This window comes from Thermodesulfobacteriota bacterium (genome assembly GCA_036482575.1).
Taxonomy (GTDB): domain Bacteria; phylum Desulfobacterota; class GWC2-55-46; order GWC2-55-46; family JAUVFY01; genus JAZGJJ01.
This window is the reverse complement of sequence record JAZGJJ010000221.1, coordinates 1-10,936: the sequence shown is the minus strand read 5'-3', so window position 1 is coordinate 10,936 and position 10,936 is coordinate 1. Positions and strand designations below refer to the sequence as shown.

The 10,936-nt window shown below is 59.2% G+C and carries 10 protein-coding genes; 1 reads left to right on the top strand and 9 read right to left on the bottom strand.

Features of this window, described 5'->3' with window-relative positions:
• The 8 genes from V3W31_09825 to V3W31_09790 all read right to left on the bottom strand — a co-directional run.
• Positions 1 to 197: hypothetical protein (locus tag V3W31_09825; protein MEE9615225.1), on the bottom strand; the 197-nt coding region annotated here is incomplete at its 3' end.
• 28 nt (positions 198 to 225) lie between these two features.
• On the bottom strand, positions 226 to 939 hold the full coding sequence (locus tag V3W31_09820; GenBank protein MEE9615224.1) for a hypothetical protein: 714 nt from the start codon (positions 937 to 939) through the stop codon (positions 226 to 228).
• Between the two features lie 112 nt (positions 940 to 1,051).
• Positions 1,052 to 2,629 (bottom strand): AMP-binding protein, encoded by a 1,578-nt coding sequence (locus V3W31_09815; GenBank protein ID MEE9615223.1) that lies wholly within the window; start codon positions 2,627 to 2,629, stop codon positions 1,052 to 1,054.
• A 2-nt stretch (positions 2,630 to 2,631) separates the two neighbouring features.
• Positions 2,632 to 3,339, bottom strand: coding sequence for a thermostable hemolysin (locus tag V3W31_09810; GenBank protein MEE9615222.1), 708 nt, complete (start codon positions 3,337 to 3,339; stop codon positions 2,632 to 2,634).
• Between the two features lie 173 nt (positions 3,340 to 3,512).
• Complete coding sequence (locus V3W31_09805) at positions 3,513 to 4,871, bottom strand: sigma-54 dependent transcriptional regulator (protein ID MEE9615221.1); 1,359 nt, start codon at positions 4,869 to 4,871, stop codon at positions 3,513 to 3,515.
• Positions 4,868 to 6,673 (bottom strand): ATP-binding protein, encoded by a 1,806-nt coding sequence (locus V3W31_09800; GenBank protein ID MEE9615220.1) that lies wholly within the window; start codon positions 6,671 to 6,673, stop codon positions 4,868 to 4,870. Before V3W31_09800 ends, V3W31_09805 begins: the two co-directional genes overlap by 4 nt.
• The gene (locus V3W31_09795) at positions 6,673 to 7,116 is read right to left on the bottom strand and encodes a hypothetical protein (protein ID MEE9615219.1); all 444 of its coding nucleotides are present in this window, start codon (positions 7,114 to 7,116) and stop codon (positions 6,673 to 6,675) included. Before V3W31_09795 ends, V3W31_09800 begins: the two co-directional genes overlap by 1 nt.
• Positions 7,117 to 8,214, bottom strand: coding sequence for an outer membrane beta-barrel protein (locus tag V3W31_09790; GenBank protein ID MEE9615218.1), 1,098 nt, complete (start codon positions 8,212 to 8,214; stop codon positions 7,117 to 7,119). It lies immediately after the preceding gene.
• Positions 8,215 to 8,389: 175 nt separating this feature from the next.
• Between V3W31_09790 and V3W31_09785 the strand changes: the two genes are divergently transcribed.
• The gene (locus V3W31_09785) at positions 8,390 to 10,219 is read left to right on the top strand and encodes a tetratricopeptide repeat protein (protein ID MEE9615217.1); all 1,830 of its coding nucleotides are present in this window, start codon (positions 8,390 to 8,392) and stop codon (positions 10,217 to 10,219) included.
• 126 nt (positions 10,220 to 10,345) lie between these two features.
• Here the strand turns inward: V3W31_09785 and sat are convergent.
• On the bottom strand, positions 10,346 to 10,936 hold a 591-nt coding region (sat, locus tag V3W31_09780), incomplete at its 5' end, for a sulfate adenylyltransferase (protein MEE9615216.1).

The following is a 10,936-nucleotide window of genomic DNA, read 5'->3' as shown; positions in this document are numbered from 1 at the left end:
AGCTCTTCGGGCAGTTGGGTCTTTACTATTTTACAGTACTGGCACTTGAGGTTGCACTTCCTGGTGAGATAGACGGAACTCTCGAGCACCTTCGCCTTCAAGAGGTCCTCGGGCGTTATCTTGAACTCCTCCCAGACCATGTCCGGGGTGTAGTTTTCTTTTCCCCCTTTTTTCTTATTATGGCCCGTGGTGTCCATCTTTGTGTTATTCCCGTTGGTGTTGTTCCTATTGGCGCGCCTCTATCTTCTCCTTGAGCTTCTGCGCGTCTTCCTTGTCGCGGAGGTCCTCGACCACCTTGGAGGAGTCTATCTCGGCATCGAGGACGTGGCCGACGTGGGTCAGCGCCTCGTCGTAGGACTTGGCGTGGTAGAGGTTCTCGGCGTAGAAGAGGTGGTTCGTCAGGTTTTCCGGCCCTACCTCCACGGCCTTCTTTAGATATTTAAGGGCCTCTTTCTTGCTCGGCCATGAAAGGATAAGGGGTATATACGGGGCCTTGAAGTTCAGCCTCCCGAGCGTCCTGTACCCTCCGCCGGAGGCATACCCCGGGTCGAGGCTTACGGCCTTTTCCGCGTACACGCGCACCTTATCGGCGACCCCCTTCCTCGCCGAGGCGATAATACCGTTCACCTCGCCCCACCTTCCCCATATACCGCCCATCTGGTAGTTAAGGGGTCCGTCGCCGGGGTGCTTCGCTGCCGCGGCCTCTCCGACCTCCCGTGCCTTTTGGAGCGCCGCTTTCTGCGCCTTCTTGTCCTTCTCGGCATAGGTGGCGTAGAAGTAGGTGGACTGGAGTATCTTTACGGAGAGTTCGGCCGAGCTGTCGCCCAGTTCATAGGCCTTAAGGTAGGCCGAAAGCGCTCTTTCGATAGGCTCGGTAGAGGCCCAGTCGCCCGTGTGTCCCTCTCCCCGCTTTGCGTAGAAGGCGTCGCCTCTTTCCACCCATTCCGCCGCGCTCTCCTCCGCGTAAGAGATTGCGGAAAAAAGCAACAGGGTTAAAAACATAACAAGCGAACCTCCGACAATAGGCCTGTTAAACATATCAAGTATTGGATTAAGTTGCCTGGACACTTTCACCCTCCTTATTAGTGTGGTTATCGTATAGTCCTGCTATTACCTCTCCGTAGGTCTTCAGTATATTCTCCCTATTGAGACACCCGCCCGGCGTAAGGAGTCCCCTTCTCGTATCGAACGGCTCCTCTATCAGGGCGAACTCCCTGGCCGTTGCATAGTCCGGAAGAGAGCCCATGGCGCCATCGAGCTCCTTTGAGGCGGCTTTCAGCACGGCCGGGTGCTTGATGAGCGCCCCCCTGCTTCCCTCTATGGAGAGCTTCCTGGATGTCTCGATTAGCCACCTTTCGTCCGGCACCACGAGCGCGGAGAGGAACGGTCTTCCGTTGCCGCATACCATGACCTGCCTTACGACGCCGCTCGACGCCAGTTCCTCCTCGACCCATTCCGGTGATACGCTGCGTCCGTAGCTCGTGGACAGAAGCGCGTCCTTCCTCCCGGTCACGTGGAGGTAGCCGTGGTCGTCCATATAGCCCACGTCACCGGTGTGCCAGGAGCGAATCTCTTCGCCGTCCCCGCCGAGGTAGCCCTTCATAAGGGCGCCGCCCGAGACCACTATCTCCCCGTCCTCGGCCAGGCTGACCTTCGCGTGGTCGAGCGGCAGCCCGGCGCTGCCCGGACGGTTGCAGCCGCTCGCGTTAAGCGATACGACCGTTACGCACTCGGAGAGTCCGTAGCCCTGGTAGAGCGGTATGCCGAGGTAGCCGGCCCTGTTAATAAGGGAGCTTGAGAGTTGAGCCCCGCCGCACGCCACGAAACGGAGCGTATCCGGCAGGCCGCGCAGAGCCCCGACCCTTACCATCTCTTCGAGAAGGGCCGGTACGAGGTTCAGTGTCGTCACCCCTGAGTTGTGGAAAAAATTCCTGAGGTTAGTAATCCCGGCCGCGACGTTGCGCGGGTTCTCCTCTTCCGGATAGATGACGGTGGCACCGGCCGAGAGCGGCACGTAAAGGCCGCCTATGGCCTCGATGAGCGTACTCAGCGGAAGGAGAGAAAGGTGCCTGTCGAAGGCGGACGCGCCGGAACGCTCGACAAGCGAAGCGGTTACCGTCTCTATGGCGCCGAGGGTCACCATAACGCCTTTGGGCGTGCCGGTGGTCCCCGACGTATAGATTATCTTTACGACCCTGTCCCCGGGTATCTCCCGGTCCGCACCCACCCACAGCGCGCCGCTGTCCATCGGGGTCTCGAAGGACAGGTCCGCCGGTATAATCTCGCACCCGTTAAACGCATCGTGGGGACAACGGGAGATCGCGTGCCATCTCGGCTCGACGACGGCAGCGTCGATATTGGCGTCCCTTATGATGTGTCTTACCTGTTCGTTCGAGAAGAACCAGGGGACGGGCACGACCGTTGCGCCCTTAAGCGTAAGGGCGATATCGTATATGGCCCAGAGCGGCCTGTTCCCTACGATGAGCGCGACCCTCTTATCCTTAAGGCCCGGCAGGAAGCGGATACAGCGGAGTATGGAGTCCTTTAACCCCCGGTAGGTCAGCTCGTTTAAGGCGGCCCTCTCGGGGGTGCTTTTGGCCAGCCGGTTTATGCCCTTCCAGAGCTTCATGATTAGAACCCGGCCGCGAGTTTGTAGTCTTCTTCCAGGAGGAGCCCCTTGAAAAACATGTCGTTCATCATCCGCGCCGCCTCGTTCCGGGCCTTGTAGCCCACGCCGTCAAGGGCCTTCTCCATGTGGGTCAGGCACCGCTCCATATCTATAACTACCACCTCCGGGGAGGCGTCGTAGTAGCTCCCCCAGGAGCTGTTGTCCCTGACCCTTTCCGGGACCGCCCTGGCGACGGTAACGAACGGCACCCCGAGGCGCTCAAGGGTATTCCTGAGGACCTTTACGGCGGTGAAGACCACGAACCTCTTTTGGCGGCTCATGAGGTAGCCCGTGAGGCCGGCCATCATAATGCGGCATAAACCCCGTGAACGGACCGCCATGGTCCCTACCTCGGCTATCTCTTCCCTATTAACCCTCTCCCCGATAAGCCTTGAAATCTCCTCCTCCACCGGCGAGTCGAGGTACTGCTCGAGGAAGAAGGGGCCCGACTCCGGAGTGTTTACGCCTATGCAGGTAATCGTCTCCCCTTTATTGACGCTCAAGGTCAGGAGGTCGCGGCAAAAGGTCCTGAGCTCGGCCCCGTACATCTTCCGGTAGACCCTTGCGGCGAAGCCCTCAACCTTATCCCTCTCTCCATGCCCCTCCCCCATAAGCGAGAGCGACAGGTCCTTCAGGGTGTCGAACTTAAGTTTTCCTATGCTGTATTCCATTACGATATTTAATAATTGCAATAGTTATGCCAGAACAAACGAGGCCCTGTACGGCTATGGAAATCCTTTAAAAACAAGGGGGTAGCTGCTGGGGCGGCCCTTACGGGTCGTTTTAATGGAAGGCAATCTATATAAATTTCAGAACTTTTATATGAAAATTCGAATACGGGCTGCTACAACCCGTATTTATTGAGCTTGTACTGGAGTGTCGCCGGGCTTATGCCTAGCAGCCGCGCGGCCCTGGCCTGGACCCCCCCGGAGCGTTTGAGGGCCTCGGAGATAAGCCCCTTTTCGTAACCGTCGACCAACTCCGGGAGCGGCACTGAAAGGTCGACCGCCGTGCGCCCCCCGGCGGCCTGGGACGGAGTTGGCGGATCGAGCGTGAGGTCGGCCGCGCTTATTTCCATACCCCCGGATACGACCACGGCCCTTTCTATCACGTTCCTGACCTCCCTGACGTTCCCCGGCCAGTGGTAGCGCTTGAGCGCCTCGACCGCCGCGTCCGAAAAAGAGCCGATATGCTTACCCATCTCCATCGAGAGGGTCTTCAGGAAGTGCTCGGCCAGAGGGAGGATATCCTCGGTTCTTTCCCTCAAGGGCGGTATCTTTATCTCAAAGACGTTCAGCCTGTAGAAGAGGTCTTCCCTGAAGCGCCCCTCTTTTATAAGGGCCGCGAGGTCCTGGTTGCTCGCCGCCACTATCCTGACGTCGACCCTTATGGGCCTGGTCCCCCCCACCCTCTCGAAGACCTGCTCCTGAAGGACCCGGAGCAGCTTTACCTGAAGGGCCGGGGAGGTGTTGGAGATCTCGTCCAGGAAGAGAGTGCCCGTATCGGCCACCTCGAAAAGCCCCTTCCTCCTCGCATCAGCGCCGGTGAAGGCCCCCTTTTCGTGGCCGAAGAGCTCGCTCTCGAGGAGTGTTTCGGTGAGCGCCCCGCAGTTGACGGCGATAAAGGGTCTGCCGCTCCTCGGGCTCCGCCGGTGCAGGGTCCTCGCCACGAGTTCCTTTCCCGTCCCGCTCTCGCCCTGGATAAGGACCGTGGTCCTGGTGGTTGCGACCTGCTCTATGAGGTTCGTTATCTCCCTCATCGCTTCACTCTTGAAGACGAACCCCTCGAAGCCGAGCCTCGTGGAGAGCTCTTCGGTCAAGAGCCCCTTCTCGACGGCCAGCGCGTTCATCTCGATGGCCCTCTTCACCACGAGCTTCAACTCCTCGTTCTGGAACGGTTTTAATATGTAGTGGTAGGCGCCGTGCCTCATGGCTTCCACCGCCGTCTCGACGGCACCGAAGGCGGTCATTATTATGACCGGCAGGTCGGGTCTTTTCCCCTTCACCTTCTTCAGGAGCTCTATGCCTGTGAGCCCGGGCATCTTGAGGTCCGTAATAACGAGCTGGGGCTGCTCCTCCTCGGCTATCTTTACGGCCTTCCGTGGGTCACCGCAGGTTACTACGTTATAGCCCTCTTCCGAGAGGAGGGTCCCCAGCACGAGGAGGTAGTTCTTCTCGTCGTCCACCACGAGTACGGTCTTCATTCCTCCCCCTCCTTTTCGACGTTCATGGGCAGATAGATGTTGAACACCGTGCCCCCGTTCTTGCCGCCCTCCACGGTCACCCACCCCCCCAGCCCGTCCACGATCCTTGTGACTATGGTAAGGCCGAGCCCGGTCCCCCTCTCCTTCGTGGTGAAGAACGGGTTGAATATCTTCTCCCTTACCTCGGGCGGCATGCCCTTGCCGGTGTCGACCACACTCGTCTTAATCACGTCCCTGGGAACGGACTCCTCGCCGGGCGGGTACTCCGCGCACTTCCCGGTCGAGACCGAGAGCTCCCCCCCCTCCGGCGTTGCCTGGACGGCGTTTATCATCAGATTTACGAGCACCTGGTGGAACTGGCTGCCGTCGGTCATTACCGGCGGCAGCGTCACGTCGAGGTATTTCCTGAGCGTAAGGCCCTCCCGTGCTATATGGGGCTCGATGAGCGAGAACACCCCCTCGATCTCCCGCTTGAGGTTGCACGGCTCAAGGTGAGGGGTGGCGGGTCTCGCGAACTTCAAGAACGTCTCCAGGAACTTCTCGAGCCTCCCGGCCTCCTCGTATACGGCCCCTATGAGTTTCCGGTAGCGCTCGGGCATGTCGTCCCTGTCCTTGAGCATCTCGGCCGAGCCCTTTATGACGCCGAGCGGGTTCTTTATCTCGTGCGCCATGCCAGCCGAGAGCTCACCCAGGGCCGAGAGCCTGTCGGACCTCCGCATCACCTCTTCCATCTCGCGTATATGCTGGATGTATCTCTTTACCTCGACTATCATGTGGTTGAACGCCTCGGCGAGCCTGCCCACCTCGTCTCCGGTGGTAGGAGTAACGGTGGTGGAAAAGTCCTTTGTCATGGCTATGCGGTCCGCCGTCTCCGAGAGGCTCTCGATCGGCCGTACGGTCCTCCTGGCAAGGACGGAGACCAGGAGCACGATAAGAAAAACGCCCAGGGTGCCGGAGGCCAGGCTCGCGCGCTCTATCCTCTTTATGGGATAGAGCGCCTCGTCCTCATCCACGGCCACGACGACGGTCCAGCCGAAGCCCTGGAACCCGTAATAACCGCCCGTGTGAGCTACCGACGCGATGTGCCCGGCTGCGGCTACGACCTCCCCGCTCCGCTCCCGGATAAGGTTCATCCCGCCTTGCCAGATAGCTTCGTCCTCGGGAAGGGCTATTACTATATCGCCTTGCCTGTCGAATATCGCCAGGTGCCTGTCCTCGTAGTCCAGGAGCATATTCTTTATATCCTCCACCCTGTATTCCAGCACCAGCGCCCCTATGGTCTTTCCGGCAAGGAACGAAGGCTTTACCGGGACCGCGAAGGATATGACGGGCGTGTTGTCCAGGTCCGAAGGGTGCGTGTTGCGGTCCACCACCTCCCCGGAGAGGACCTTTTCCACCCACGGGGCGTCTATGGAGCTTACCCCCAGGGGGCTGCCGGCGCTTGAGGCGACTATGCGGCCGGTGTCGTTCAGGACATAGATATCTCCGGCGAGGGCGTAGTCCTCCTTCAGACCGGCGGCCACCTCGCTTATCCGCTTGTCGATATCCTCGCTCAGTATGTCCTTCATCACCTCCAGGCCGGCCCATGCCATCGCGTTGGACCGGAGGAGCGACACCCTTGCGTCGATCGCGTCCTTCATGAGCCCGGTCTCGGTCTTAAGCCCATGCGCTATAGAGTCGTAGAGGGCCTTCCTGGAGTTCTGAAAAAAGAAGAAGCTTATGAGTACAAACGGCACCATGGCCGCCGCCACGAAGACCAGGGTCGTCTTCCATACGAGCTTCGATCTTATCTTCTCGATCATCATTCCACCGCTATTACGTAAAGTACCACCAGGTCGGGTTCGAGGTTTTTCTTGCTTATATACCCCACGGCACCCGGCACTTCCTTGACGAACCTCTTCACCGCCTCCTCGGACTCCACCACCAGCGGCGGTTTTTTCCCCCTGAAGTACTGCTGGTTCCAGTATTCCACCAACGCCCTGTGCTCGCGCTTGAGGACCTTCTCCGTAAACGCGGCCCTCAGGGGATGGTCAGGGGGGAGGTTGAGAGGGACTACCCTCGTCTTGTCCTCCCAGAGGAGCTTCCTCTTCAAGTATATCCTCTCGATGGTCCTGGCCGTCACCTCCTTTTCGGACGCGCGGGCGGAGATCACCACGATATCGTTATCGTCCCCAGCCTGTGGGGGTGCCGCGGAGGCGCCGATAATAGTCACGGCGGCGGCTAGTATAACGAGTATGCTGTTCATCTAAAGGAGTATGGAGAACGACGCGAGGAAACGGTCGTCCTCGACGCCCTCATCCTCTTCTAGCTCAAGGCTTCCGCTCCTTGTCTGATACTCGATCTTAAACACTATAGGGGGCCTGGGCTTGTAGGCGGCGCCGAAGGTGAATGCCTTGTAGTCGCCCGCGTCGTCCCGCGCCCTCATGTACTCGTGCCTGCCTATGAGCGAGAGCTTTTCAGTAATGTCGTAGACGCCCTGGAGGTAGTAGCCGTACTCCCTCGAGTGCCCGCCCCGGTAGAGCTTTACGTGGCCGTAGGTGGCCTCCCCCCTCACCTCCATTGACCGGCCCTTCCATGTAAGGTCGAGGCCGGTAAGGTATACCTTGTCGTCCACCTCGTACTCGACGTAGTAGGCGGCCGGCACCCCTATCTCGAGCCTCGGCGAGGCGAGCCAGCGTATCCTTCCGCCGTAGTAGATGTGCGTCCGCCTGTAGCCGGTCCGTTCGTTTATGCTCTCGTTATTCTGGAATGTGGCGGAGTAACTGAACTCCTCGTCCCCGGCCGTGAACTCGCCGAGCAACTGGACGCCGGTTATGAACTCCGGAAAGGGCGCGAAGGTGACGGCGGGCCTTGAGGTGGTCCAGACGAGCGGGGCCGCGTGGATCTCGTTCCACGTGCCCACGGGGGTTAAGAACTTGCCGACCCTTACGGTAAGGTTATCGCTGTAGAGGTAGTCGGCGTAAAGCCTCTCTATCTGCCAGTTCTCATGGCTCGTGGACTTCCCCTTCATCGGCACCTTGACCGGGTCCTCATCCTCTATCTCGGAGAAGAAGGTCCACCTTTTGGATATGTCGCCGAAGACGAAGAAGCTCAGGTCGTCGAGCTTGAAGTACGCCTCCTCGTGCTTCGCGTCTTCGTACTCGAGGATCACGTAGCCGCCGAGGCGGAGCCCCGTGTTCCAGAGCTTAATCCCCTCCCCGAGTTTGTAGCCCGATCCGCCGCCGTCCTCTCCCAGGGCCGGCAAGGGCGCCGAAAAGGTACAGACAAGCAGGACGGCGGATAAGAGTACCCCGACCATATAACGACCGGCGTTCATAAAAAAGAGTGTCGCTACAGATTTCATTGGCACCTCACAGCTAAAAAAACACGATAATTCGCAATAATAAAACAATCCCACGACTATTGTCAAGCAACCCCCCACAGTCAGCCGGAAGAGGACGCTACACCGAAAAGCCGTAAAAAAACGCTCCGTATGCTTTTCTATATGTGCTAATATGCTTTTAAAAACCGGCGTATATATGGAAGAAAAAACCAAATACACCACGGCGTTGCATCTCCTTATAGTGGCCCTGCTGGCCGCCTCGGCATACTATAACGGCCTCAACGCCTCCTTCCACTTCGACGACAGGTACGTAATCCTGGAAGACGAAGCGATAAAGGATCTTGCCAACACGGGAAGCATCCTGAAGGAACTCCTGAACCGCCCTCTTCTAAGGCTCACCTTCGCGCTTAACTACCGGTTCGGCGGCCTCGACGTCACGGGCTACCACCTCGTGAACCTGGCCCTCCACATAGCCGTCTCGATACTGGTATACCTCCTGGCGTTGGTACTTCTGCGCGCTCTGCCAGGTACGCGGCGGACCTCTCCCGCGTTTCCACTCGTGGCCGCGCTGGTCTTCGCCCTCCACCCGCTCCAGACCGGCTCCGTAACGTACATAGCGGGCAGGAGCGCGGTCATGGCGGCTTTCTTTTTCCTATGCTCGCTACTGCTCTTCATAAAGAGCTGCCCGTCTCGGGAGAAAGCCCCCGCCGATGCCCTGAACCTCGCCGCCCTTGCGGTGTTCGTCCTCGGGCTCGGGGTAAAGGCGACGGTCGTGTCGCTGCCGCTCGTCATAGTGCTCTACACGCTCCTGGTCCACGAGGGCGGCCCAAAGACTTACGTTAAAAAGTACGGCAGACTGCTCCTCCCGTGGCTCATGCTCATCCCGGCCTACCTGCTCCTCAGATACTCGACGCTGTCCTCGGTCGTGCCTTTGGATAAGAGGATAGACGAGGGGATACTTCCTGCGTACCACTACTTTCTGACCGAGCTTAACGTGGTGGTGTTCCACTACCTCGGGTGGCTCTTCCTCCCCTTCGGCGGCCCCCACGTAGACCCCGACATAGCGGCGGAGACAACCCTTCTGGACCCCTCCACCCTCCTTGCCGTCCTTATTATAGCGGCGTTGGTGTTCGCGGCCTTCACGTTCCGTAAGAGTCGGCCTATTGTCTCTTTCGCCGTCCTCTGGTACTTCCTGACGCTTTTGCCCACCTCAAGCGTCTTCCCTCTGGGAGACGTCGCAGTGGAGCGCCATGTCTACCTGCCTTCGGTGGGGTTCGCGCTTATCGCGGGCTACCTCCTCTCCCGCCTCGGCGCCTCCACGGCGCGCCCGACGTCGGCCGTGGCCGCCGTCGCGCTGGTCCTTTCACTCATATACCTTACGGCGGAGAGGAACACGGTCTGGAAGAGCGAGCTAACGCTATGGGAAGACGCCGCCATGAAATCCCCGAACAAGGTACGCGTGCTCAACAACAGGGCGTGGGGGCACTTCCTCGCGGGAGACATCGAGGGGGCGGAGGGACACTACATGGAACTTCTCGGACGCTTCCCCGACTACTCCTACGGTTACAACAACCTCGGACAGGTATTGCTTGAAAAGGGGGATGTGACGGCTGCCATAAACTCGTACGTAAAGGCCGTGGAGCTTCGTCCCGACATGCCGGAGTTCCACCTGAACCTCGGCGCGGCATACGACACGGCAGGGTTTTACGGTATGGCGGAAGGAGAGTTCCGAGAGGCGCTCGCAATCGACGGCTCGAATCGTAATGACCGCCATGCCCGGCGGATATTGACCTCCCTTGCCTCAACGCTCGCGAAGAAGGGAGATTACGAGGGCTCGATTGCCGCGGCGCGAAAAGGGCTCGCGCTTAAGCCGGAGACCCCGATGTTCCACTACACGATCGGGTACTCTTACGAGATGACGGGCCGGTTCTCGCTCGCCGTGGAGGCGTACGAAAGGGCCATCGGGCTGGACCCCGGCTGGGAACTGCCGAAGCGTAGGATCGCTGGTATAAAAGATGGGGTATAAAAGATGGGTAATAAAAGCCGGAGAATAAAAGCAGGGGGATAAAAAAAGGGAGGGAGGGCGAGGGACGATAACGGATACAGACCGCTTGCCCCTCCCTCTCCTCCCCCCATTTAAAAAAACGCCGTACTACCCCTTCTTCATCGAATCTATGAGTATCTGCGCCACCTCGGGCCTCGAGAACTCGGGAGGCGGTGTCTCGCCGTTACTCAGCATCTCCCTCACCTTGGTGCCGGAAAGTGAAATGTGCTCTCCGGACTCGTGCGGGCAGCTCTTGTACGAGGCCATGCCGCCGCACGTCTTGCAGAAAAAGGTGTAGTCGAAGAACATGGGCGTGATGCCTATGGCCGCCGGGTCGAACTCGTCGAAGATGTAGTGCGCGTCGAAGCTCCCGTAGTAGCTCCCCACCCCGGCGTGGTCCCTTCCGACTATGAAGTGCGTGCAGCCGTAGTTCTTGCGTATCAAGGCGTGGAATATTGCCTCCTTCGGCCCGGCGTACCTCATGGCCGCGGGCAGGACCACGAGCGCCACCCTGTCCCTGGGGTAGTAGCTGTCCATAAGGGCCAGGTAGCAGTTCATCCGCACGTCGGCCGGTATGTCGCCCTCCTTTGTCTCCCCGACTATGGGATGTATCATCAGGCCGTCGACCGTCTCGAGCGCGCACTTCTGTATGTACTCGTGGGCGCGGTGGATGGGGTTACGGGTCTGAAAGCCCACGAC

Excerpts from the sequence above, each read along its gene's own strand:
- V3W31_09785 (MEE9615217.1), top strand. The coding sequence starts at position 8,390 with ATGGAAGAAAAAACCAAATACACCACGGCGTTGCATCTCCTTATAGTG.
- V3W31_09805 (MEE9615221.1), bottom strand. The coding sequence starts at position 4,871 with ATGAAGACCGTACTCGTGGTGGACGACGAGAAGAACTACCTCCTCGTG.
- V3W31_09790 (MEE9615218.1), bottom strand. The coding sequence starts at position 8,214 with ATGAAATCTGTAGCGACACTCTTTTTTATGAACGCCGGTCGTTATATG.
- V3W31_09795 (MEE9615219.1), bottom strand. The coding sequence starts at position 7,116 with ATGAACAGCATACTCGTTATACTAGCCGCCGCCGTGACTATTATCGGC.
- V3W31_09815 (MEE9615223.1), bottom strand. The coding sequence starts at position 2,629 with ATGAAGCTCTGGAAGGGCATAAACCGGCTGGCCAAAAGCACCCCCGAG.
- V3W31_09810 (MEE9615222.1), bottom strand. The coding sequence starts at position 3,339 with ATGGAATACAGCATAGGAAAACTTAAGTTCGACACCCTGAAGGACCTG.
- V3W31_09800 (MEE9615220.1), bottom strand. The coding sequence starts at position 6,673 with ATGATCGAGAAGATAAGATCGAAGCTCGTATGGAAGACGACCCTGGTC.